The sequence below is a fragment of the Cobetia sp. QF-1 genome (genome assembly GCF_002213105.1).
GTDB classification, from domain to species: Bacteria; Pseudomonadota; Gammaproteobacteria; order Pseudomonadales; family Halomonadaceae; genus Cobetia; species Cobetia crustatorum.
The window spans coordinates 240,495-265,374 of sequence record NZ_NBVS01000005.1 but is presented as its reverse complement, the minus strand read 5'-3'; the positions used below and the strand labels follow the sequence as shown (position 1 = coordinate 265,374).

The 24,880-nt window shown below is 58.4% G+C and carries 21 protein-coding genes; 6 read left to right on the top strand and 15 right to left on the bottom strand.

What is annotated here, in order from left to right; all coding sequences use genetic code 11:
* Positions 1-29: 29 nt before the first annotated feature.
* From ubiA to phoR, 3 genes are all read left to right on the top strand, one after another.
* A complete protein-coding gene (gene ubiA / locus CFN46_RS11680) occupies positions 30-920 on the top strand; it encodes a 4-hydroxybenzoate octaprenyltransferase (protein WP_088743613.1) in 891 nt (296 codons plus the stop codon).
* 161 nt (positions 921-1,081) lie between these two features.
* Positions 1,082-1,771 carry a phosphate regulon transcriptional regulator PhoB gene (phoB, locus tag CFN46_RS11675; RefSeq protein WP_024952847.1) on the top strand — a complete coding sequence of 230 codons (690 nt, stop codon included), beginning with the start codon at positions 1,082-1,084 and terminating at the stop codon, positions 1,769-1,771.
* A gap of 7 nt (positions 1,772-1,778) precedes the next feature.
* Positions 1,779-3,077 (top strand): phosphate regulon sensor histidine kinase PhoR, encoded by a 1,299-nt coding sequence (gene phoR / locus CFN46_RS11670; RefSeq protein WP_088743612.1) that lies wholly within the window; start codon positions 1,779-1,781, stop codon positions 3,075-3,077.
* 139 nt (positions 3,078-3,216) lie between these two features.
* On the opposite strand, the gene cysZ is transcribed toward phoR, so the two are convergent.
* From cysZ to CFN46_RS11640, 6 genes are all read right to left on the bottom strand, one after another.
* Positions 3,217-3,942, bottom strand: coding sequence for a sulfate transporter CysZ (cysZ, locus tag CFN46_RS11665; protein WP_024952849.1), 726 nt, complete (start codon positions 3,940-3,942; stop codon positions 3,217-3,219).
* 220 nt (positions 3,943-4,162) lie between these two features.
* On the bottom strand, positions 4,163-4,888 hold the full coding sequence (gene phoU / locus CFN46_RS11660) for a phosphate signaling complex protein PhoU (RefSeq protein ID WP_088743611.1): 726 nt from the start codon (positions 4,886-4,888) through the stop codon (positions 4,163-4,165).
* Between the two features lie 185 nt (positions 4,889-5,073).
* Positions 5,074-5,913, bottom strand: a complete 840-nt coding sequence (gene pstB / locus CFN46_RS11655; protein WP_084488202.1) for a phosphate ABC transporter ATP-binding protein PstB — start codon at positions 5,911-5,913, stop codon at positions 5,074-5,076.
* Positions 5,910-7,667, bottom strand: a complete 1,758-nt coding sequence (pstA, locus tag CFN46_RS11650) for a phosphate ABC transporter permease PstA (protein WP_088743610.1) — start codon at positions 7,665-7,667, stop codon at positions 5,910-5,912. The genes pstB and pstA overlap by 4 nt, the downstream gene beginning before the upstream one ends.
* Positions 7,664-9,799, bottom strand: coding sequence for an ABC transporter permease subunit (locus CFN46_RS11645; RefSeq protein WP_088743609.1), 2,136 nt, complete (start codon positions 9,797-9,799; stop codon positions 7,664-7,666). The genes pstA and CFN46_RS11645 overlap by 4 nt, the downstream gene beginning before the upstream one ends.
* Positions 9,800-9,912: 113 nt before the next feature.
* Positions 9,913-10,794 (bottom strand): PstS family phosphate ABC transporter substrate-binding protein, encoded by an 882-nt coding sequence (locus tag CFN46_RS11640; RefSeq protein WP_176426467.1) that lies wholly within the window; start codon positions 10,792-10,794, stop codon positions 9,913-9,915.
* A gap of 530 nt (positions 10,795-11,324) precedes the next feature.
* Between CFN46_RS11640 and CFN46_RS11635 the strand changes: the two genes are divergently transcribed.
* A complete protein-coding gene (locus tag CFN46_RS11635) occupies positions 11,325-11,777 on the top strand; it encodes an acyl-CoA thioesterase (RefSeq protein WP_024953347.1) in 453 nt (150 codons plus the stop codon).
* A gap of 85 nt (positions 11,778-11,862) precedes the next feature.
* Here the strand turns inward: CFN46_RS11635 and CFN46_RS11630 are convergent, their stop codons facing one another.
* From CFN46_RS11630 to hexR, 3 genes are all read right to left on the bottom strand, one after another.
* Positions 11,863-12,972 (bottom strand): TRAP transporter substrate-binding protein, encoded by a 1,110-nt coding sequence (locus tag CFN46_RS11630; RefSeq protein ID WP_088743607.1) that lies wholly within the window; start codon positions 12,970-12,972, stop codon positions 11,863-11,865.
* A 167-nt stretch (positions 12,973-13,139) separates the two neighbouring features.
* Positions 13,140-15,362: a DNA helicase II gene (gene uvrD, locus CFN46_RS11625; RefSeq protein WP_088743606.1), complete on the bottom strand. Its 2,223-nt coding sequence runs from the start codon at positions 15,360-15,362 to the stop codon at positions 13,140-13,142.
* A 137-nt stretch (positions 15,363-15,499) separates the two neighbouring features.
* Positions 15,500-16,366 carry a transcriptional regulator HexR gene (gene hexR, locus CFN46_RS11620; RefSeq protein ID WP_024953349.1) on the bottom strand — a complete coding sequence of 289 codons (867 nt, stop codon included), beginning with the start codon at positions 16,364-16,366 and terminating at the stop codon, positions 15,500-15,502.
* Positions 16,367-16,532: 166 nt separating this feature from the next.
* Here hexR and CFN46_RS11615 point away from each other — a divergent pair, with 166 nt between their 5' ends.
* Positions 16,533-16,757, top strand: coding sequence for a PA3496 family putative envelope integrity protein (locus tag CFN46_RS11615; RefSeq protein WP_088743605.1), 225 nt, complete (start codon positions 16,533-16,535; stop codon positions 16,755-16,757).
* 383 nt (positions 16,758-17,140) lie between these two features.
* On the opposite strand, the gene CFN46_RS11610 is transcribed toward CFN46_RS11615, so the two are convergent.
* The 3 genes from CFN46_RS11610 to CFN46_RS17575 all read right to left on the bottom strand — a co-directional run bounded on the left by CFN46_RS11610 (position 17,141) and on the right by CFN46_RS17575 (position 20,041).
* Entirely contained in the window at positions 17,141-18,508 is a 1,368-nt protein-coding gene (locus tag CFN46_RS11610; RefSeq protein ID WP_024951957.1) for a sodium-dependent transporter, read from the bottom strand.
* A 380-nt stretch (positions 18,509-18,888) separates the two neighbouring features.
* On the bottom strand, positions 18,889-19,716 hold the full coding sequence (locus CFN46_RS11605; RefSeq protein WP_035159707.1) for a DUF72 domain-containing protein: 828 nt from the start codon (positions 19,714-19,716) through the stop codon (positions 18,889-18,891).
* 175 nt (positions 19,717-19,891) lie between these two features.
* Positions 19,892-20,041, bottom strand: a complete 150-nt coding sequence (locus CFN46_RS17575; protein WP_156941156.1) for a hypothetical protein — start codon at positions 20,039-20,041, stop codon at positions 19,892-19,894.
* A gap of 26 nt (positions 20,042-20,067) precedes the next feature.
* On the opposite strand from CFN46_RS17575, the gene CFN46_RS11600 reads away from it, so the two are divergent.
* On the top strand, positions 20,068-20,763 hold the full coding sequence (locus CFN46_RS11600; protein ID WP_088743604.1) for a YitT family protein: 696 nt from the start codon (positions 20,068-20,070) through the stop codon (positions 20,761-20,763).
* Between the two features lie 3 nt (positions 20,764-20,766).
* On the opposite strand, the gene rluF is transcribed toward CFN46_RS11600, so the two are convergent.
* From rluF to CFN46_RS11585, 3 genes are all read right to left on the bottom strand, one after another.
* Positions 20,767-21,915 (bottom strand): 23S rRNA pseudouridine(2604) synthase RluF, encoded by a 1,149-nt coding sequence (rluF, locus tag CFN46_RS11595; protein ID WP_088743603.1) that lies wholly within the window; start codon positions 21,913-21,915, stop codon positions 20,767-20,769.
* 181 nt (positions 21,916-22,096) lie between these two features.
* A complete protein-coding gene (glmS, locus tag CFN46_RS11590) occupies positions 22,097-23,944 on the bottom strand; it encodes a glutamine--fructose-6-phosphate transaminase (isomerizing) (RefSeq protein ID WP_088743602.1) in 1,848 nt (615 codons plus the stop codon).
* A gap of 11 nt (positions 23,945-23,955) precedes the next feature.
* Positions 23,956-24,735, bottom strand: coding sequence for a DeoR/GlpR family DNA-binding transcription regulator (locus tag CFN46_RS11585; RefSeq protein ID WP_024951961.1), 780 nt, complete (start codon positions 24,733-24,735; stop codon positions 23,956-23,958).
* Positions 24,736-24,880: the final 145 nt, after the last annotated feature.

Here is a 24,880-nt window from a genome sequence, read left to right as displayed (position 1 = left end):
CACTCTGCATCGTCCGTCCAGGAGTCCTGATGTCCGCTTCATCCACTTCGCCCGCTGCTCGTCCATCCAGACTGGCCGACTACCTCGCCTTGACTCGCCTTGATCGTCCGATCGGTACCTGGCTGTTGATGTGGCCGACGCTCTGGGCACTGTGGCTGGCGGCTGATGGCCTGCCACAGCGCAATACCCTGCTGATCTTCATGGCAGGGGTCTATCTGATGCGAGCGGCAGGCTGCGTGATCAACGACTACGCCGACCGCCACTGGGACAAGCATGTCGAGCGTACGCGCGACCGACCGCTGACCTCAGGGCGCATCTCGGAACGCGAGGCGCTGACGCTGTTCGGTGTGCTGGTCGCGGCATCCTTCATTTTGGTGTGCTTCACCAATCTGACCACCATGCTGCTGTCCATCGTCGCAGTACTGCTCGCGGCCAGCTATCCGTTCATGAAGCGCTTCCATCATCTGCCGCAAGTCGTGCTGGGCGCGGCCTTCGGCTGGGCGATCCCGATGGCCTTCGCTGCCACACTGGAAGACGTACCGAGCTACGGCTGGTGGCTATTCGCTGCCAACCTGATGTGGACCGTGGCCTACGACACCGCGTACGCCATGGTAGATCGTAATGATGATCTCAAAGTCGGGATCAAATCTACCGCCGTGCTGTTTGGCCGTGCCGACAAGCTGATGATCGGCCTGCTGCAACTGGGCATGCTGGCGGTGCTGATTGGCATCGGCCTGCACCTGGCGCTGGGAATCTTCTACTGGCTGGGCCTGACGGCAGCAGCAGCTACCTTCGTCTGGCAACAGTGCTTGATTCATGAGCGCGAACGCGGTCCGTGCTTCCAGGCATTTCTCAATAATCATTGGTCGGGATTGTTGATCTTCGTCGGTATCGTGCTGGCCACCTGGCCGACGCTCTAACCCCCGGTACGCCTTGCTTACCACGGTTGAGAGGCCTGCTGGCAGCCAGACTTGCAAGCTGCCATGCTGGCCACTGTCATCCCACTGTCATATAAGCGGGGTGTAATCGTCATCGACTTGTCATTCTGGCGCCTGCGCCGACTGCTGCATGGGATTTAGCGATGAGCTCCAAGACCGTACTGATTGTCGACGACGAATCCTCCATACGCGAGATGATCGCCGTCGCACTGGAAATGGCAGATTACCGCGTACTGGAAGCTGATAATGCCCAGGACGCCCACGCCATCGTGGTCGATGAAAAGCCTGACCTGTTGCTGCTGGACTGGATGATGCCAGGCACCAGCGGACTTGAGTTGGCACGCCGCCTCAAGCGTGACGAGACCACCGCCGAGCTGCCCATCATCCTGTTGACCGCCAAGGGCGAGGAAGACAACAAGATTCAGGGTCTGGAAGCGGGCGCCGACGACTACATCACCAAACCCTTCTCGCCGCGCGAGCTGGTGGCTCGTCTCAAGGCCGTACTACGCCGCACGACCCCAAAGGGCATCGAAGAAGCAGTGGAAGTTGAAGGGTTGATGCTTGATCCCGCCAGCCATCGCGTCACGGCACACGGCAGCTCGCTGGAAGTCGGCCCGACTGAATATCGGCTACTGCAGTTCTTCATGACCCATCAGGAGCGTGCCTACACGCGCAGTCAGTTGTTGGATCAGGTCTGGGGCGGCAATGTCTATGTCGAGGAACGCACCGTGGATGTGCATATCCGCCGTCTGCGCAAGGCACTGGGCGAAGGGCATCAGCACCTGATTCAGACCGTGCGTGGTACCGGCTACCGCTTCAGCGCCCAGGCCTGAGGCGCGGATGCGCTACTGGACAAACGAGCTATGGCGACTCGGCTATCTGGCCGGTGGCTTCGGACTGATTGGTGGTTTGCTCGGCTTTCTCGGCTGGGGGCTGGCGCTGGGATTGGCGCTGTATCTGTTCGTGCATCTTCGCCATCTCAAGAGTCTCTATCACTGGCTGATCACCAATCCCCACGAAGAACCCCCGCCCGGTGATGGCGTATGGGGAGATCTGCTCGATCGCCTGTATCGCTACCAGAAGGGCCAGCGCAAGGCACAGGAGCGCTTGCGCAGTATCCTCAACCGTATTCAGGAATCCTCGGAGGCGATGCGTGATGGCCTGGTGATGCTGGATAACCACGGTGACATGGAGTGGTGGAACAGCGCCGCAGAGCAGCTGATCGGCCTCAAGGTCAGTCATGATCGCGGCCAGCACGTCACCAACTATCTGCGCGACCCCGCTTTCATCGATTACTTCAATCGCCTCGACTATCGCGAACCGCTGACACTGCAGTCACCGCTGTCGGACAACCTGATTCTTCAGGTATCCATTACCTTGTTCGGCGATAATGAGCGGCTGGTGATGGCACGTGACGTGACGCGTCTCTATCGACTGGAAGAGATGCGTCGCGATTTCGTGGCCAACGTCTCGCATGAGCTACGCACACCGCTGACGGTGCTGGCGGGCTATCTGGAAACCTACAGCGACTATGCCAGCGACTTGCCACCGCGCTGGCAACGTGGTCTTGGGCAGATGCAGAGCCAGACCGATCGCATGCAGCATCTGGTCGAAGACCTGCTGACCCTATCGCGGCTGGAGACGGATGAGCTGTCTGGCGAAGGGCATTGCCTCAACATGCCAGCATTGCTGGAGCAGATCCGCGAAGATGCAGCGGGACTCTCACAAGGGCGCCACACCTTCTCAGTGGAGGCAGATGCCACATTGTCACTATGCGGTGAGGAGCAGGAGCTGCGCAGCGCGATCTCGAACCTGGTCTTCAATGCCGTACGCTACACTCCAGAAGGCTGTCATATCACCCTGCGCTGGCATGCAACCGCAGACGACCTGGTGGTGGAAGTCGAAGACGACGGTGATGGCATCGACCCCGTGCACCTGCCGCGCCTGACCGAACGCTTCTATCGCATCGACAAGGGCCGCAGCACGGCCACGGGCGGTACCGGCCTTGGACTGGCCATCGTCAAGCATGTGCTGATCCGCCATCAGGGCCATCTGGACATCGATAGCCATCCCGGTGAAGGGGCACGCTTCCGATGCCGTTTCCCGGCATCACGCCGCTGTGCGCCGGATACCAGATGAGGGGCTCGCAAACCCCTCTCCTGTCCTGCAAAAACAACAACGCCCCGTAGCCACCTCATGATGAGGCCACTACGGGGCGTTGTTGTTTTCATCTATCGCTGCACTTATTACTGCATGTCACCACACCTGCCAGCCGCTATCACACCGGCGCAGGCAACTGACGATAGTGGCTCTGCCACATCAACACGGCAGCAGCGACGGCACCGGGGATGAACAGCAGATTGGCCAGCGGCACCAACGTGACGACAAAGACCACCGCGCCGAAGGTCAGTGATGGCCACCAGCGCGCCTTGAGGCGCTGCTTCATGTCACCGAAGCTGACCTGATGATTGTCCATCGGATAGTCGAGGTACTGAATCGCCATGCTCCAGGCCGAGAACAAGCCCCATAGCAGCGGCGAAATCAGATTCAGGCCCGGAATGAAGCCGATGATGAACAGCGCGATCATGCGGGGAATGAAATAACCCAGCTTGGCCATTTCACGCTTCAGCGAATCAATGCCGATCTTCATCAAGCCACGGTCATCTTCGATCAGAGTGCCATCAAGACGGTGCTCGACCTTCTCGGCCAGAATGCCGTAGAAGGGCGCAGCAATCAGATTGGTCACCAGACTGAAGGTGAAAAATACGGCCAATAACAGGCTCAACACCAACACTGGCCAGATCAACCAGCTGAGCCATTCCAGCCAGCTAGGCACCTTGAGCATCCAGTAATCGATCCAGCCACCAAAGTGGCTGAACAGCAGCCACAGCGTGACGCTGTAAAGCACCAGGTTGATCGCCAGCGGCACGAACACGAAGCGACGCAGCCCTGGGGTATAGACCATGCGGGTCCCGCGGACCAGCGCCGATACGGCATCAATCATGCGACGTCCTCGTCATCTCGAATGAAGTGGCTGCCCTGTGGCGGCCGGAGCCACACCCTAGCATTCCCGACCGCAGTGCGCAGCTGCGAGACTGCCAGAGACAAGCGCCCCGCAGGCACTCGTGAGAGCAGCTGCGGGGCGTTTTACGTCACGACTCATCACCGTGGCGATCCATCGTCATCTCACGCGTGAGGCGCAATTACAGGACTGACGATGTCGCTCAACGCTTGTCGAAATCCTGCGGCTTGAGGTCGTGGGTATCGGTATGACGCACATCCACACCCTTGACCAGGAAGATGACGTATTCGGCAAGGTTGTCGGCGTGATCCCCGATACGCTCCAGCGCGCGCAGAATCCACATCACATTGAGCACCGGCGTGATCTGGCGGGCATCTTCCATCATGAAGGTCATCAGCGAGCGCATCGCGCTCTGGTATTCCTGATCGACCGAGGCATCTTCACGCAATACCTTGAGGGCCAGATCCGTATCAAAGCGCGCGAAGGCTGTCAGCGCATCACGCACCATGCTGCGCACATGCTGGCTGAGGTGACGTACCTCGACCATGCCACGTGGACTCTGGCCATTCTCGACCAGCGACAGGGCGTTGCGTGCAATCTTGCTCGACTCATCACCGATACGCTCCAGATCAGACGTGGCGCGGATGACAGCCAGCACCAGGCGCAGGTCGGAGGCCGCCGGCTGACGGCGCGCCAATACGCGAGTGCACTCGTCATCGATCTTGAGCTGCATGTCGTTGACGGCCTTGTCATTGTCACGCACACGCGTCGCCAACTCACTGTCACCTTCCAGCAGCGCGGTGACGGCATCCTGCAATTGCTTCTCTACCAGACCGCCCATGGCCAGCAGATGTGTCTTCAGCGCATCCAGTTCGTGATTGAACTGCTGAGATATGTGCTTGCCGTGCGAATCGCTGGTGATATCCATTACCCTCTCCCGGGAAGTCGTCCGCCGAGGCAGGCGGTCTCTGACATGAATGACATTACAAGTATGGGCCGTGCAGCATGACTTGGCGCAGATGGCTCCCTCTCAGCATGCCAAGGCTTGATGACAGTTTTGTTGCACTGCAGTGAGATAAAACTGTCATCAAGCAGATCTGCCACAAGCCTCCCTCATCCAAAGCGGCCCGTGATGTAGTCCTCGGTCTGGCGACGACGAGGATTGGTGAACAACTGATCAGTTGGCGCATATTCCACCAGTCGGCCATCGTGCAGGAAGGCGGTCGCATCAGAGACGCGCGCAGCCTGCTGCATGTTGTGAGTGACGATGACCAATGTCAGGCGTGAACGCAGCGAGCGGATCAACTCCTCGATCTTGAGGGTCGAGATGGGGTCCAGTGCCGAAGCAGGCTCATCGAGCAACAACACTTCGGGCTCTACCGCGAGGGTGCGGGCGATCACCAAACGTTGCTGCTGGCCACCCGACAAGCCCAGCGCGCTGTCGAACAGACGATCTTTCACCTCATCCCACAACGCCGCGGCCCGTAGACAAGCCTCGACCTTATCGTCCAGATGGCGCTTGTCGCGTTCTCCAACGAGGCGCAGTCCGAAGGCGACATTCTCATAGACTGACATCGGGAAGGGGTTGGGCGTCTGGAACACCATGCCCACTCGGCGGCGCAGCATCGGTACATCAACGCCACGCGCATGAATGTCTTCGCCTTCCAATCGGACCTCGCCCGTCAGGCGTGACTGCTCATCGAGGTCCGTCATGCGATTGAACGTCCGCAGCAGGCTCGATTTGCCACAGCCCGACGGGCCAATGAAAGCCGTGACGCGCTTGCGCTCAATACACAGACTGATGTCATCCAATGCGCTCTGACGACGCCCTCCCCGCGAGTGATAGCCCAGAGAAAGGCCGCGCGTTTCCAGACAGACATCGCCCGCGTCAATGTACGTCGAATCATTGCGCGACGAATCCTCAGCGGGCATCAGCACGTCATCACGGCTCATTCGGTGGCTCCCTTGTAGCGTTGTGCCAGCAGATGTCGCAGGCGAATGGCACTCAGATTGAGGCACAGAATCACGACGACCAGCACCAGTGCGGTCGCGTAGACCAGCGGGCGATTGCTGAAGGCATCGCTGCTCTGAAACGCCAGGTCATAGACCTGATGCCCAAGATGCATGAACTTGCGGTCGAGGTGCAGCCACGGGAAGCTATCATCGACGGGCAGTTCCGGGGCCAGCTTGACCACGCCGACCAGCATCAACGGCGCCACCTCACCCGCCGCGCGCGCCACTGCCAGAATCAGCCCTGTCATCAGCGCGGGCGACGCGGCAGGCAACACCACGCGCCAGAGGGTTTCAAAGCGTGTCGCGCCCAGTGCCAGTGCTCCTTCGCGCAGACGGCGAGGAACACGCGCCAACCCTTCTTCCGTTGCCACGATCACCACCGGCAACGTCAGCAACGACAGCGTCAGTGATGCCCAGAGAATACCGCCGGTCCCGAAGGTAGGCGTCGGCAGTTGATCAGCATAAAACAGACGATCTATCCCCGCTCCCACGCCATAGACGAAGAATCCGAGCCCGAAGACGCCGTAAACGATCGACGGCACACCCGCCAGATTACGCAGTGCAATCCTCGTCAGCTGCGTCAGCCGTCCCTGATGCGCGACCTCATGCAGATAAAGGGCCGCCATGACGCCAAAGGGCATCACGATTACCGACATCAAGACCACCATCAGTACGGTGCCGAAGATCGCCGGCCAGGCTCCTTCGCCGCCATCATTGGGCGTGTCCGAGATGAAGTCCGCGAACCGGTTCAGCGTCAGCGACAACCGCCCACCAAAGCCCAGTGCATTGGGCTGCCAGGCACGCTTGATCTCCTCCAGCGCGATCTGTCCGTCATGGCCGCCGCGACCAGCAAGTTGCAACTGGCCTGCTGTCAACGCATCCCGCAACGACATGAGCTGTTGTTCTCGTGTGATGAGTGCTTGGCGCGCTGCGTTTATTTCTTCCTCAAATTCCGCCGTTACCGTCCCGCTGTCGTGGCGAGCAGCGTACTGCTGCGTGAGCGCCGTCAGCTGCTTGCTCAGTTGCTCACCATGGCTGCGCAACGCCGCCAGATTGCGTCGCTGGCTCTCGATATCATCAAGGCGTACAAACAATGGCGTAGCATCTTCTGCCAATGGCTTGCCGCTACCTGATACATCGGTGGTGACAAGCTCGCCTGTCGTGGGATCGCTCAGTGCTTGTGCCATGCCATAGAGCACACGGCCATCGCGCAATTCCAGCGCCAGCGCCTGCTCAGGAAAGGTCAGCGCATTCAGCATGTCCTTGGGTAACCATCGCCAACTAGCGGCGGCGCTCTGCTCGGAAGAGGTCTGTAGCAACCACCATTGCCGAGGCCGGGAAGTACCGCTGGCCGTCTGCACATGACGGACCTCCTCTCGCATCAACTCACCGAGCAGATGCTGACCGTTGCCGATGGCTGCCGAATCGGCATCACTTGTTTCGCTCGTCTGCGTCATCGGTTCAAGCAGTGCTATCTCGACGAGCCGTGAGGGCCAGAAATGGCCCAATGAACCGACCAGTAGCAGGCTGATCAATCCCATCATCAACAACAGCGAGACACTGACGGCCATCGCATTCAGCCAGCCCCAGGGGCCGCCATCGCGCCAGTAACGGGACAGCCGCGCCAACAGGTGCTCCGGTGGGCGTAACAAGGAAGTCTTCGACGGTGTACGTGACGTGTGCGCGTGCCTCATCCCCAACCTCCCCGCGTGGGCGGTGCAAAGCGCTGACGCAGCACTTCGGCGAACGTGTTGACGATGAAGGTGAACAGAAACAATGCCAGTGCCGCGAGAAACAGCAGTCGATAGTGGCTACTGCCGACATCAGCTTCTGGTAGCTCGATCGCGATAGTAGCTGCCAGCGAGCGCAGCCCTTCAAACAGGCTGGCATCGACCAGCGGTGTATTGCCGGCCACCATCAGCACGATCATGGTTTCACCGACCGCACGCCCCATGCCGATCATCAGCGCAGAACACACGCCAACAGCGGCAGCAGGCAAGATCACGCGGCGCAAACTTTGCCACGGGGTCGCCCCCAGTGCAGCAGAGCCTGCGGCAAGTCCTCTGGGCACGGAGGACAGCGCATCTTCACTCAGCGTGAACAGGGTCGGCATCACCGCCAGCCCCAAGGCCATGCCCGTGACCAGAGTATTTCGCTGGGCATAACCAATGCCGTAATGACTGAATAACCACTGCTTGATATCGCCTTCGAACCACCAATGCTCAACATGGTTAGCAATAGTGATATCCAGCCATAGCAGCAGTACCAGCAGCGGGAGCAGCCCGAAAGCGGCCATGTTTTCCGGCAACAATACTCGCCAGTCACGCGGTGCGAGAGTCCACACGAAGCCTGCCACCATGGTACCCAGCGGGATCAATACCAGCCCCAACAACACGGCCATCAATTCGCGCTCGACGAACGGTGCCACCACCAGTGCGGCGATGAAGCCGATCACGACGGTCGGCAATGCCTCCATCATTTCGAGCAATGGCTTGATGCGAGACCGCTGACGCGGTGCCATGAAACAGGACACATGGATCGCACAGCCCAGACCCAGCGGGACAGCGAACAGCAAGCCGACCAGCGCGGCCTTGAGCGTGCCCCACACGATAGGCACCAGCGACAGACGTGGCTCACTACTGCTATCACCCATCTGCCAGATCCACTCCGGTGCCGGGCGCCCTTCATACCAGACCTTGCCAAGCAGCGTGGATAACCCGACATCCGGATGCGGATCGTCGATGACAAGGGCCTGTGCTGTCGTCTCTGTGGGCTTTGCCGCTGCTGTCGATCCTGTCGCTACCAGCTGGTGATCATTGCGACTGAAGGCCAGTGTTACACCCTCGGCAACCGTCTGCGCCGTCAGCCAGTCCTGCACCAGACGCTTGCGTTCTGCAGTCGCCTGATAGAGGCCCAGGCGCCCCGTGGCATCGAGCGCGGCGAAACCGAGACTGCGGTGGGCGGCTGAAAGCGCAACGATGGGCGCGTTCAGTCCGCTATCGAAGGTACCCACGGCGACCAGCGGCAGCGCATGACCAGGCTGCAGATAATGCGTCAGGCCGCCGGTGTCATCGCCAAGAATCAGACTCTCACCGCCACGCAACACACGCAGTGCCGTAATGCGCGCAGGCACATGAGTACCACGACTGATGATATGTGCCAGCGGGCCTTGTTCGTTCGCGACGCCTGCCAACTGCCACTGCTGGAAGTCATGCTCACCGGCCGTGATCAGCAGTCGCCCCGCCATGCTGGCCTGTGCTCCAGCCTTCTCAAGCCATTGCTGCTGCCAGATAGCATCCGAGTCGCTCAACGAGAGCCGTGCCAGCCACAGGCGAGAGCCAGAAGACTCAGACGCACTCATCCACAGCTGATCATCATTGATCATCAAGTGAGTAGACGAGCGCGATAGCCCTGTGGGAACAGTGAGCGTCGCAAGGCGTTTCACAGTGGGTATCTTTGCAGAGTCATCAATCTGTACGGGCTGCAGCCGGCCATCCGCCAGCCAGATACCGGCCAGCTCCAGCCGCTCGGAGCCGGTCGCGATCAGCGGCGCTGCTGCAGCACGAGCTATAGGCGAGGTCGTGGGTAAAGCAAGTAAGTCAGCCAGCTGTCGAGACTCATCATCGACAGTGGCCGTGATGCCTTGCGGTGTCATCGGTCGAGTGCTGGCCGGCATGAGCAACGGCCATGACACACTGAACAGATAGCCGAGCATCACGATGACCACTGCCATTACGCCAAGACCCGACGCGGTCAGCCATAGGCTGGCCAGACGGTCGCGTCGTAGGCGACGACGCTGCATTCGTGAGGCATCAACTGCCGACATGAATAGGTACCACGCGATAAATTGCACTCAAAAGAGGCCCATCCGATAAGGCGGTGAGCAAGGATTTCAGCAAGATTATGTCCGTAAGATGACAAATAGATGACATGACCGTCTCAACTAGCGGGCACGTTATCCAGCCCCAGTTGCGCGCGCCAGTGATCAAGCTGGCTTTCCGGTAGCGGAACGTAGCCTTCACGCAAGATGGATTGCTGGCCCTGACGCGACATGATCAGTGACAGGAAGGCCTGTTCAAGCGTAGGCAGTGGCTGACCCGGAACACGATTGACATAGATATACAGCGCGCGCGTCAGAGGATAGCGACCATCGCGAATACTTGTACGGCTAGGTGAAATAGCCATCGGGCTCTCTTCTGTACTGACCGGTAGCTGCTTCACCATCGGAGAGGCCGTACTGAAGCTGGCATAGCCGATGCCACCAGGCGTGGCACCCACTGCCTGAATGATGGAGGCCGAGCCCGGTTGCTCACTGACATCAAGCCGGAAGTCACCGCCACACAAGGCAATACGCCGGAAGGCGCCATAGGTGCCAGACGTCGCACTGCGCCCATAAGGACTGATCTGCCGCGCCGCCCATTGCCCGCTCAGGCCAAGATCTCCCCACTCAAGAGACGGATTGCTGTTACAGGCATGTGTGGCTGAGAAAATGGAATCCAGCTGACGCAGGCTAATTTTTTCTAGTGGATTATCACGATGCACCACGATACCCATCGCATCCAACGCGACCGGAATCCCCAGTGGCGGGTAACCATACTTGTGCTCGAATTCCCTCTGCTCCTGTTCACGCATGGGTCGCGACATCAAGCCAATGCGTGTCGTGCCGGCAACCAGTGCCGGAGGCGCCGTCGAAGACCCTGCTGCCTGTAACTGCACTCGCACTCCGGGATGATAGCGATGCAGCTGCGATGCCCAGCGCGTGACTAGCGAAGACAGGGTATCGGAACCGACAGCCGTCAAGTTGCCAACCACACCCGGCACGGGCCGGTACACTGGAACAGAAGGGGACTCCGGAACAGCCGAGGCAGAAGCAGGCCTTACCACTGTCACTGTCGCGGCGAAGCACACGTAGAACAGGCACAGTAAAGGGGAACGCGCCGGGGGCAGAAAGCGCAAAAGACGCTGCAGCGGGTGACCTGCTGATGACATGACCATGGCTATCCCCAGACTGGGTGATGAAAAATACAGAGACACTCCGGACGCAATAATCGTCCTGACGAACATCATCTAATCGATGATGTCTAATATATGACGTACAAGCTAAGAGTATCCGCCTTTGCTGCGTTGAGGGCCGATGACATTATGCTGCAGTGCAAAAAGCAGCCTGACAGCCCTTCGTCAGGGAGAGTAGGATATAAACCCTAGTGCTCACCCTGTGAGCCTGATGATCCATTACGCCAAGTACCGCCTTGAACATGTCATGCCTGTGGCACAAGGGCCATCATCGCAAGTGCTATAACCATTACTGCCAGCACAATAATTTTCATAACAACAAGATAGCGAGTCACATCATGCAAGCTTTGGATGACGCCCCAACGCCCAATGGCACCCTGACGCTCAAGCTAATTGCCCAGCGTCATGATACCAATCTCTATGGCGATATTAGCGGTGGTTGGTTGATGCATCGTATGGATGAGGCCTGTGAGCTGGCGGCCGGCCGAGTCGCCAATGGCCGCACTGCTACCGTCGCCGTGGAAGGCCTCGACTTCCTGTCGCCGGTGCGTGTTGGCTCGGTCGTCAACGTATTCACTCACGTCGCCGAGGTGGGGCGTAGTTCAATCCGCCTATCCGTCGAGGTCTGGATCCGTCCACCTCAGGAGCGTAATCATCGCGCTCTAACCAAGGTGACAGAGGCATGTTACGTGATGGTGGCACTCGACGAGAATGGCCGTATTCGTGCCGTCCCTGCGGCTCCCGTAGAGCAGTCATCGCTACTGACTCCCCCTCTTCCTTCAGCGGAATGAGGTGAATGCCAGAAGACAAGAAGGCCGCCCCAGATCGGGGCGGCCTTTTATATTATCAATGAGTCCAAGCTCAACAGGGCCTGGCTCAAGACGTCGCATCTTCTCCCAGCACACGGGCACGACCATCGAGATAGCCGCGTTCGCCGGTTCTGGTCCAAGGCGCGATCTTTTGCTGGAAAGCACGGTAGGAGTCATAGACTCGCTTGGCATCGGCGTCTTCGGCGACAAATTCATCCAGCACCTCGTTGGAGGCCTCATACAGCGCAGCATAGACATCGTCCGGGAATTCGCGCAGTTGCACACCATGCTCCTCTACCAGCGAGGTCAGAGCGGTGGCATTGCGTAGCGCGAATTCATCGACCATGGCGTGATTGGCAATCTTGGCCGACTGCATCACCACCTGCTGAAGGTCTTCCGGCAGCGCCTGCCAGGCGTCCATGTTGACGGTACCCTCCAGAATTGCGGATGGTTCATTCCAGGCCGGTGAATAGTAATACTTGGCGACCTGATGCAACCCAAAGGCCAGGTCGTTGTAGGGCCCGACCCAATCCGCTGCATCAATGACGCCTGTTTCCATCGCCGTGAATATCTCGCTGCCCGGCAATGTCAGCGTACTGGCGCCAATCCGATTCATCACCTCACCAGCAAGTCCGGGCAGGCGGATCTTGAGTCCCTTCATGTCAGCCAGACTTTTCACTTCCTTGTTGAACCAACCAGCCATCTGCGTGCCGGTATTGCCAACGGCCAGTGGCTTGAGATTATGACGCGCATAAATTTCATCCCACAGCGCCATGCCGTCGCCGTGATACAGCCACGCATTGGTCTCGGTGGTATTCATACCAAAGGGTACGGCGGTAAAGAACTGTGCAGCAGGCACCTTGCCCTTCCAGTAATAGGACGCCGAGTGGCCCATCTGGGCCGTGCCAGAAGACACCGCATCAAAGACTTCCATTGCCGGCACCATCTCGCCGGCGCCGTAGACCTTGACCTGCAGACGGCCACCAGACAGCACGCCAATCAAGCGCGCGAATTCGTTGGCACCCGTGCCTAGCGCCGGAAAGTTCTTCGGCCAGGAGGTCACCATCTTCCAGTGAATGGTCTCAGGTTCGGCAGCCTTGGCCGTGGTAACGAAAGGCGCGGCTGCGATGCCAGCAGCCCCCGCACCGAGAGCTGTGAGAAAATGACGGCGTTGCATGGCACAGTCCTTGTTCGAGTTATTGGTTTTCGAGTTACTGGGCGATACGAATGGCACAATCTGAAAGTAGAGCGTCTACCTCCACTATGCCGTCGCTAATGTACCGCCCACAACTGCACCAAGGCCGTAGTCCGATGCTTTAACTTGCCTCTGCTCAGTCCATATCTTCAGCTCAGCACTTCAAGTTTGGCAAAACCGAGCACCAGCCACTTGTCACCTTCACCTTCGAAGCTGATCTGCACTCGAGCGCGCTCGCCCTGTCCTTCGGCATTGATGACCACACCCTCCCCGAACAGCGGATGGCGCACCATGCTGCCCAGTGATAGTGCAGGCATGCCATCGCTGGCATCGACACCTTCCTGACGCGGACCGGACGGACGACGATTCGGAGTCGCACGTTGCGTCGAGACCGGACGCGAAATCTGGCCACGCAAACGAACCTCTTCCAGCAGCTCCTCCGGCAGCTCACGCAGGAAGCGTGAGGGACGCTGGAAGGTTTCCTTGCCGTGCATGCGGCGAAGTTCAGCATAGGTGAGGTAGAGACGCTGCATGGCACGCGTGACGCCGACGTAGCACAGCCGGCGCTCCTCCTCGAGACGACCCGGCTCTTCCAACGACATCTTGTGCGGGAAAAGACCTTCCTCAACACCCGCGACGAAGACCACCGGAAACTCCAGGCCCTTGGCAGAGTGCAGCGTCATCATCTGTACGCATTCTTCGCCTTCGGCAGCCTCATGATCCCCCGCATCCAACGCTGCTTCAGCAAGGAATGGCTCCAGTGCCTCAGCACCTTCACTGACAGCATTCGGATCCATTCGCTCGCCCTGACTGAAAGCACGACAGGCATTGACCAATTCGGCCAGGTTCTCGAGACGTGCCTGACCCTTTTCGCCCTTCTCGGCGGCGTGATGCTCGCGCAGCGCCGAGACATGGATGACATGTTCGACCAGCTCGTGCAGTGCCATGCCGGCAGTATCATTGTCGAGGCCATCGATGAGATCACTGAAGGCACGCACGGCAGTGGCAGCGCGTCCCTTGAGCGCGCCATCAGCAGCAGCATCGCTCATCGCCTGCCACATCGTGAGATTGCCGTAACGGGCGCGTTCGCGCAGCTGCTCGACAGTCCGCATACCGATACCGCGTGCGGGCACGTTGATCACGCGCTCCAAAGCGGCATCATCTTCGCGATTGTTCATCAACCGCAGATACGCCAGTGCATTCTTGATTTCGAGACGCTCATAGAAGCGCTGGCCACCATAGATGCGATACGGCATACCTTGACGAATCAGCGTCTCCTCAAGCACGCGAGACTGAGCGTTTGAGCGATAGAGAATCGCCACGTCATCACGACTATAACCATGCTCGTTGACCAGCTCACGAATGGTGTCAGCGATGAAGCGTGATTCATCAATGTCATTGAAGCCGGCATAGATGCGAATGCGCTCGCCACGCCCGCTATCGGTCCACAGATTCTTGCCCATCCGCCCGCCGTTGTTGCTGATCAGGGCATTGGCAGCTTCGAGAATTGCGCTGGACGAGCGATAGTTCTGTTCCAGGCGTACCACGCGGGTATTGGCGAACTCATCGGTAAAACGCTGGATATTCTCGACGCGCGCGCCACGCCAGCCATAGATGGACTGGTCATCATCACCCACCACCGTCATGCATTCACGATTGCCAGCCAGCAGCTTCAGCCACGCATACTGCAAGGTGTTGGTGTCCTGGAACTCATCGACCAGGATATGAGCGAAGCGCTCACGATAGTGGTTCAGTAGAGGTGGGGTATCACGCAGCAATTCCAGCGAGCGCAACAACAACTCACCGAAATCCACTAGTCCGCCACGTTCACAGGCTAGCTGATAGAGCTCATACATCTCGACCATCTTGCCCATATAGGCATCGCCGTGGGTCTGCACCTGATGGGCCCGCAGCCCCTCTTCCTTGCAGCCGGAGATGAAGTACTGAACCTGCTTGGGCGGCCAGCGCTCATCGTCGACGTTGTGCTGTTTGAGCAGCCGCTTGACCATCCGAAGCTGATCATCACTGTCGATGATCTGGAAGTGTTCAGGCAGGCGCGCCTCCTGCCAATGAGTGCGCAGCAGTCGGTGACTGATCGAGTGGAAGGTGCCGACCCACATATGACGCAGGCTGGCACCGTTGAGCGCTTCAAGCCGCGTGCGCATCTCGCGGGATGCCTTGTTGGTGAAGGTCACCGACAGGATGGCGTAGGGCGACATCTGATGCTGGTCCATCAGCCAGGCAATACGATGGACCAGTACGCGGGTCTTGCCGGAACCGGCCCCGGCCAGCACCAGCATGTTGCCAGGCGGCGCGGACACGGCCTCGCGCTGATGCGTGTTGAGATGGTCAAGAAGGGGCGATTCAGACATGCAGGGCTCACCACAGGGCAGAGGGTCGAGGATCGGAGCAGCCCGTCAATCGCCGCCCCTGTTCAGACATCCACCTTATCACATGGCTACGCTGTCACTCTCCCCTCTCCACTACCTCTCAAGCGGTGCCCGTTTGATCAATGAGCGTCGAAATCATGCTCATCAAACCTCAGTGTCGCCAAGCTCTTCTTGACTGCTTCAAGCTGCTCCTTGAGCTTGGGTCCCCGAGTCTTGGCAACGCCAACAGCCAGCGTATCGACGATGACCAGGTGTGCAATACGCGAACTCATCGGCGTGTAGATCTCAGTATCTTCATGCACATCGATATGCAGCGGCAGAGTCACCTCATCCGCCAGCGGCGAGCCGCTCGGACACAGACCAATCACTGTGGCACCAGCATCGCGTGCCAGTCTGACACTCGCGATCAACGCCTTGGTGCGCCCGGTCTGAGAGATGGCAACGACGACATCACGTGGCCCCAGCGTCACCGCCGACATGTTCTGCATGTGCGGGTCAGTGTAGGCCGCGGTGGAAATCTGCAAGCGAAAGAACTTGTGCTGGGCATCATGTGCCACCGCACCCGACGCACCATAACCGTAGAACTCAACCCGGCTGGCAGAAGCCAGTGCGTGAATCGCGCGGGCAACGGCCTCGGCATCCAGACGGTCACGTACTGACAGTAGCGTACCGATGGTGGAGTCGAACAACGCGTGGGAGAACTCCGCCACGCTGTCAGAATCGTTCATCGAGAACTGGGCAAACTGGGTACCCGTCGCCAGACGCTGGGCCAATTGAAGCTTGAAGTCCTGGAAGCCAGCAAACCCCATCGCTCGACAGAAGCGTACGACGGTCGGCTCACTGACAGATGACTCACTGGCCAGATCCACGATCCGCATGTGAATCACTTCCTCCGGATTACGGAGAACATAGCGGGCGACCTTCTGTTCTGAGCGACGGAAATTTTCCATCCGGCTTCTCAGGTCGTCGAAGATGGCATGACTCACGGCACACTCCTTGCAGACATCATAGGCATGCCTGAGCTTACGTCATCCATTCAGGGGTGTCGCCATTGCAGGCAGGCTGTAGTCACAATTTTGTCAAGTGCGCTATAGTAAAACGGTGTGGCGCCAATGAAAGCCCACATCCTTTGGATGCCATGGAGGTCGAATCATGCGTAGTTCAGAGCAAGTAGATACGCTCAAGAAAGAGCTTCTCGATATTTTCATGACCCTGGGTGCCGACGAACATCAGGCCCGTAAAAAGCAAAGCGAAGTCCGCCACCTCCGCGCGCGCCGCGGAATTGAAATGCACAACGAAATCAAGCGCCTAAGCGAGGATTTAAGCGACATCGAAGTGCTGGAAATGGATACCGCTAGCGACATCGACACCCACTGAATTTCTGGCGGGAACGCGATACGCTTCCCGCCGTTACAGCAATGCCTTCCGTCTACTCTCTCTGAGTGGACAGGTGATTTACGCGCATTCCTTCATCCCCCCCAGCAGCGCATGACAGTCTTTCTCTATTTTTTTCGACAGTCCTTATCTCAACACTTTCACGACTCTCATCGCGCTATTGCGGTGCAACACGCTCTTGATTACCCAAGCTTTCACTCCTTTATGTTGCATGGCCGTGGAATGAAACACCTCCCTCTATCGACTGATAATGACCTCCAGAAACACGCGAGGCCCGCCAAATTGGCGAGCCTCGCGTGTGACACTTTCCCAGGAAATACTGCAACAGAAGTCATGCCTTCGTCAGTAACGACTACCTTCCATTCCTACAGACTGGAAGCGAACACCACTACCACACCAATCGGTGCAATATAACGAGCCACGAAGCTCCATAGTGAGAAAGCAGAATCGCTCATGTTGAGCTGACTGCGCACTTCATCACGGCCCATGAACCAGCCAACAAAGACGATGGTCGCCAAGCCAGTCAGCGGCAGCATCAATTTACTGGTCGCATAATCGAGCAAGTCGAATACCGTCATGCCTTCAAACTTGCCGAACATACCCAGCGGCGAGACATCGCTCCACACATTGAAGGACAGGATGGTGGCAATACCTAACAGCCAAGTCGCGATACCGGCCACCCAGGCAGAGGCAACGCGTGACATAGGTGTCTTCTCTTCCAGCCATTCGACGATGGGTTCCAGCAGCGAGATGCCGGACGTCCAAGCCGCGAACACCAACAACACGAAGAACATCACACCAAACACTTCGCCGCCGGGCATTTGACCGAAAGCCAATGGCAGAGTCTGGAAGATCAGGCCCGGGCCAGCGGCAGCATCGAGTCCATTGGAGAACACCACCGGGAAGATGGCCAGACCTGCCAACAATGCGATCACGGTATCCAGCACCACCACTATCAATGCGGTGCGACCGATATTGACGTCATCGGAGAGGTAGGAACCGTAAGCCATCATGATGCCCATACCCAATGACAGGGTGAAGAAGGCATGTCCCATCGCCGCCAGCACGCCATCCTTGTCGAGCTTTGAGAAATCGGGCGTCAGCAGCCAGGCAGCCGCCTCACCGAAACCATCGGTGGTAGCAGCATAGCCGACCAACATGATCAGCATGACCGCCAGCAACGGCATCAGGATCTTGGCAGCACGCTCAAGCCCCCCAGCAACCCCGCCCGCAACGACCAGAATGACCATCAGCATGAAAGCACTATGCCAGGCCAAAAGAGTGGCCGGGTTACTGAGCAGCCCACCAAACAGGCTACCGGCCGTATCAGCGGTCAGGCTCTCGAAGCTGCCAGTTGCTGCGTCCGCGATAAAGGCCAGCGCCCACCCTCCGATCACGCTATAGAAGGACAGGATCAAGTAGGCGCCCAAGACACCGGCGACCCCGATCAATACCCAGGCAGGGCTTCGCTTGAGACGTGCACTGATATTACTCATGGTCGAGATGGGGTTCTTCTGACCCAGACGACCAAGTAGCCATTCAGACATCAGGATCGGCAGGCCGATCAGCAGAATACAGACCAGATAGACGAGCACGAAAGCGCCGCCGCCGCTCTCGCCGGTCATGTACGGGAATTTCCAGATATTGCCAAGGCCAACGGAAGAACCGACGGCGGCCAGGGTAAAGGCCAGGCGGGAAGACCACTGTGCGTGGGTATGCGGTTTAGATGACATGTGAATCCCTGATTCGTCGCGAGGGTGCCTGTCGCAGATAGGACAATGAGCACCTTGTTGTGCTTGTTGCATCTTGTCGCATATTCGGACGGATCATCCGCTTGCAGACAAGATGGCGTCGCAGGATCACTGCAGTAATACATCTACCGCCTTCCGATGGCCGGGTAGGTCATGGAAGGCAGGCAAACTAGTGCCTATAGGCACGCCGGAACAAACATTGTGCTCATTTCCGGTAAATATCGCCGTGGTAGAGGCAACATGTAGCTAAAGTTACTTGATTGGCTCTCTATCTGCCAGCAAGCCACCATCAGACCATCGCCTCACGGAAGAATTGTACGCCGTGAGATATCACTGTTGATAAGCGCCTTAAACGCGATATATCAGAACAGGCTGCCCTGGCACTCCCCGGGAAACTCGCCTATCGGTCGCCAGCCAAGACGAGAATGCACCTGATTGGCTAACAGTCGAGCAAGTGCCGGTGCCGCCTTGTTGTCAGGAGTATGCACAAAGAGAAAAGGGCTTTTCCCCTGTTTTATCCACAGAAATAGACGCTCTATCCAAGGAACGAACAGACGTAGATTGGTCGCTTCATCGTAGTGGCCAATGAAGCGTACGATGGGCTGTCTGGCGCTGGAGAACACATGCAGTGGGCGATGCGGCTTTTCCGAACGTGCCACGGCAAGGCCCGGATGTATCGTGTTCGGCCCGCTGAAGAGTGGGCGGACATCCAACATCACGCGATCGACTCCATGACTTATCAACAATCGATTCAACTGACGTTCTACCTCACCCTTGGCGAAAAATATCGGGTCTCGTGGCTCAACGGCCCACTCAAATCCTTCTGCCTGCACATGGACGAAGAACTGCTCCAGGCGTGGCAAGACTTCACCACCAAGATCGCGTGGCAGCTGAACCATGATCGGTCCCAAACGTCCCTTCAGTGGTGCGATGCGCTCAAGAAACGCCGCAAGCTCATCCTCGATCCCCACCATACGTAATTCGTGAGTCAGACGTCCCGGCAGCTTGAAGCAGAAGCGAAATCCCGCAGGGGCCTGACGTGCCCAGCTGGCGATGGCCTCTGCTGTCGGCTGGGCGTAGAAACTGGTATTACCCTCGACACAATCAAACACCTGAGCATAGTCAGCCAGATGCTCACGCGGGCCACTGCCCGGTAACAGGCTGCCTCGCCAATCATCATTGGCCCACATGGCAAGACCAAGATGCAGCTCACCAAACTCTGTGTCTACCGTCGGTGCATTCGGCGATATAACTGCGCGCTTATGGTGCATCTTGAGCTAGATTCCCAATGGATATCACTTGATAACTGCTGATGACATAGCAGATATTTCTGCCACCAAAGCGACGTAAGCACAATAATAACTGTCACTTCCCCATGCTATGGTCCGCTTCCTGCATGACGACGTCATGGCGACAGCTGAGGCTCGAGCCACGCGCAGTGCCAACAGGCGGTACATCCACCGCCTTGGCCCCCTCTTCCTGCCAGCCACAAGCCGGGCTGGAAGACATCTCCATTGACTGCCCTTATCCCGGAGCCTGTCATGACAGCTTTTCAACGTCTTATTCTGCGTGCCAATAGCGGACGCTCATGGGCGGCCAATGCCATCACGCTACGTAGCCTAATTACCCTCGTTGAGGGTTGCTTGCTCGTCGCACTTGGCGTTCGTCTGCTGCAGGCCGGTGGCCTGTTGGTCAGTGGCACCGCGGGGATATCACTGCTAGGAGCTGACCTCACATCACTGAGCTTCGGTAGCCTGTTCTTCCTGATCAACCTGCCCTTCTACTGGCTGGCCTGGAAGCAATTGGGACTTAACTTCACCCTACGCACACTGGGCTGCGTCACCCTGCTATCAGTACTGTCCGATGTGCTGACCAGCAGCCTGCCCCTGGGCGAAGTCAGCTTGCCTGTCGCCGCTATCGCTGCCGGGCTGTTGATCGGCCTCGGCGTGACGCTGCTATTTCGCGAGAACGCCTCACTGGGCGGGCTGAATATTCTATCGCTACACCTGGAGCGTCGCTTCGGTATTCACGCCGGGCGCACCACGTTCAGTTTTGATCTGCTGCTGATTGCGCTCGCGGCGCTGGCCTATCCCTGGCCACAGGTCGTGGGCTCTGCGCTGGCCTTTGCCACGCTATCCTTCGTGCTTGGCCGTTACCACCGCCGTACACCACAGACTACAAAAACAACGAGGGATATCACACACAGCAGCGAAGACAGTGTGCAGGCCGCTGGATAGTGTTCAGCGACGTCCTCGGTTACCGCCAGACGGTGAACGAGGGCCCTTGCTAGCCGCCCCCTTACCCGCAGGGCTCTTGCCATTGCCACCATTGCTGCCTTTCTTGGTCGTGCCACTTGTCGCGTTCCCACGTGTCCGAGGCTTGAGACCGCCCGCCAGACCGCTGCTGCTATTGCGCCCCCCATTGCTGCCAGCATCACGCGAGCGCTCCTGTTCAGAACGCCCTGGGCTAGAGCGATCTTTCGCCGGCCGCTCACGGCGGAATGAGGCATCTTGTTGGGTCGATTTTCGGCTAGCCGTCTTTTTACTCGGCGCGTCCCTGTGTGAGCCACGTCTAGCATCAGTATCCTGTGCGACACGCTGGCTACGCGCAGCCACCGCATGCTGAGATGGTGCAGGAGCAGCCTCCGCTCTCGAAGCTTCCTCAGTACCGCTAGACCCTTCGATCATCTGCTGGATATTCGCCATCTCGCGCTTGGTCAGATAGCGCCATTGGCCAATACCAAGCCCTTCCAGACTGATATTCATGATCCGCACGCGCTTGAGCTTGAAGACCTCATAGCCCAGCGCCTCGCACATGCGGCGAATCTGACGATTCAACCCCTGGGTCAGCGTGATGCGAAATACGTAGGTCGATATCTGCTCGATACGACACGGTAGAGTAACAGTGTCGAGAATCGGTACACCCGCCGCCATCCGCTTGAGGAAGTCTGTCGTGACGGGCCTGTCGACCCGCACTACGTACTCCTTCTCGTGAGCATTGCCGGCACGCAGAATCTTGTTGACGATATCGCCGTCGCTGGTCAGAAAGATCAAACCATCAGACGGCTTATCGAGCCGGCCAATAGGGAAAATACGTTGCGGATGCCCGATATAATCGATGATGTTGCCATCAACATGCCGCTCGGTCGTACAGGTGATGCCCACTGGTTTGTTGAAGGCCAGGTAGACGGCTTCTTTCTTTTCTTTCAATGGCTTGCCATTGACCAGCACCTCATCACTCGGCGCCACCTTGGTCCCCATTTCGGGCACGATACCATTGATGGTCACTCGTCCATCGGCAATGTAACGGTCGGCCTCACGGCGCGAGCAGAAGCCTGTTTCGCTGATGAACTTGTTGAGGCGGGTAAGCGATGCGTCACGATCAGTCATGGCAGGTCACGTGCGTGCGCCGGGCGATGAACGCGCAGCGGACGGAAGGGAATAAGAAGACAGGTGCACAGGATACCAAAACGGCAGCCCTGAGGCTGCCGTCTGGCGGACGAGGAGTTGCCCCTCGTTGACTCGGAACATACCAGTTTCAGGCACTGTCCCGTGAGTCTTGTCGATCGGTTTACTCGACCGTGACGCTCTTGGCCAGGTTACGCGGCTGATCCACATCGGTGCCCTTGAGCACGGCCACATGATAAGACAGTAGCTGTAGCGGCAACGTATAGAGAATCGGTGCCAACAGCTCGCTGACGTGAGGCATACGTAACACGCGCACCCCCTCGCTCTCTTCCAGACTGATATTTTCGTCGGCGAAGACGAACAATTCACCTCCACGCGCGCGGACTTCCTGCAGATTCGACTTGAGCTTCTCAATAAGCTCGTCATTGGGCGCAACTGCCACGACTGGCATGTCAGCATCCACCAGCGCCAGCGGGCCATGCTTCAGCTCGCCCGCCGGATACGCCTCGGCGTGGATATAGGAGATTTCCTTGAGCTTGAGCGCGCCTTCCAGTGCGATAGGGAACTGGGTGCCGCGACCAAGGAACAGAGCATTGTGCTTGTCGGCAAACGCCTCGGAGAGACGCTCGATCTCGCTGTCCATCGCCAGTGCCTTGGTCACCAGACCCGGCAGCGCACGTAGGTCACGTACGACCTCGGCTTCGCCCGCGTCATCACCACCACGCATACGGCGCAGCGCCAGGGTCAGCAGCATCAGGCCGACCAGCTGGGTAGTGAAGGCCTTGGTAGAAGCAACGCCGATTTCTGGGCCGGCCATCGTCATCAGGCTGAGGTCAGACTCGCGCACCAGTGAGCTTCCCGGTACGTTGCAGATTGCCAGGCTGCCCAGGAAGCCACCCAGCGACTGCGCATAGCGCAATGCAGACAGCGTATCCGCGGTCTCACCAGACTGGGACAGGGTCACGAACAGGGTGCCATCAGCCACGACGACCGGACGATAACGGAATTCAGAAGCGACCTCGACCGCTGCCGGAATACCCGCCAGACGCTCTATCCAGTAACGCGCCACCATGCCGGCGTGATAGCTGGTGCCGCAGGCGACGATCTGCACCTGTTTGACCTGACTGAACAGTGTCTCAGCTTCACTGCCAAAGCTGCGTACCAGTACACGGTCACCGTTCAGGCGGCCTTCCAGCGTAGCGGCCAACACCCGCGACTGTTCGTGAATTTCCTTGAGCATGAAGTGGCGATAGTCGCCTTTCGAAGCAGCGTCCTGTGCGTGTTCGAAGATCTGGATCGGACGCTCGTTGGTCGAGGTGATCAGGCGCTCGCCCTGCTCAAAGATCTCGACCTGCTCCGCTGTCATGCGGACCAGGTCGCCTTCCTTGAGATAGATGAAGCGGTCGGTGACCTGCAGCAGGGCCAGCTGATCAGAGGCCAGGAAGTGCTCATCGATACCCACACCGATCACCAGCGGGCTGCCCTGACGCGCGCCAATCAGCACATCTGGCTGAGCGCGATGAATCACACCCAACGCGAAGGCACCATCCAACAGCGCAACGGATTTCTGCACTGCAGTCAGCAGGTCCTGACTCAGGGTGTATTCGCGCGCCAACAGATGAGCGACGACTTCAGTGTCAGTCTCGGAGGTGAAGACATAGCCCTGACCTTGCAGCTCACGCTTGAGGGTTTCGTAATTCTCGATGATGCCGTTATGCACCACGGCCAGGCTGTCACCTGACTGATGCGGGTGAGCGTTGGCTTCCGTCGGGGCACCATGTGTGGCCCAGCGCGTGTGAGCAATACCCACGCGACCCTTGAGCGGCGAATCACCCAGACGCGCTTCCAGCGCACCGACCTTGCCCAGTGCACGAACGCGGTTCAGACGCCCTTCTTCCGAGAGCACTGCCATGCCCGCGCTGTCATAGCCGCGATATTCGAGGCGATGCAGCCCCTCAAGCAGGATGTTCTGAACGTTACGACTGGCGACAGCGCCTACGATTCCACACATGAGCAATCTCCTTATGCTGGGGTGTGCGCAGGCAGAGGGGCAACAAGTACCTCGACGCCATGGGCACGAATTTGGTCACGCGCGGCACTGGGCAGCGCGTCATCGGTAATCAGGGTACTGACGCTGGACCAACCCAGCTCCAGATTGGGAATGCGGCGGCCCAGCTTGTGGGATTCCGCCATCACCACCACTTCGCGCGACACCTCGGCCATCACGCGTGACAGGCCGATCAGCTCATTGAAGGTGGTAGTGCCACGCTCGACATCCAGACCGTCCGCGCCAAGAAAGACCTGATCAAAGTCATAGCTGCGCAGTACCTGCTCCGCCACCTGACCCTGGAAGGAGTCGGAATGTGGATCCCAGGTACCGCCCGTCATCAGCAATACCGGCTCGTTCTCCAACTCGCGGATGGCATTGGCAACGCTCAGCGAGTTGGTCATCACGATCAGGTCATCACGACCCTTGAGCTCGGGAATCAACACCACAGTGGTCGTGCCGCTGTCGATGATGATGCGCTGATGGGCACGAATGCGACTGGCCGCCAACCGAGCGATGGCCTGTTTGGCGGCACTCACCGGCTCGTCATGTACCAGCAACTCACGTGGCATGGCTACGGCACCACCATAGCGACGCAGCAACAAACCGCTTTTCTCGAGAAAGGCCAAGTCCTTACGGATGGTGACCTCCGAAGTGGCAAGCTCCCTCGCCAGCGCCTCGACACTGACTTCACCATCACACGCCAGCTGATCGAGGATCTGGTGACGCCGTTGTGGTGTCAGTCGCTTTGACATCGGGGACTCCCATGAAGTTTCGAACCGAAAGATAAAAGAGGTAAAACGAAACATCAAGCGAAAGACAACATTGCATGATGAGATCCATACTCTGGATGCACGACGGGGGACACCTCTCGGTATCCCCCGTCGTATCTGCCTCATG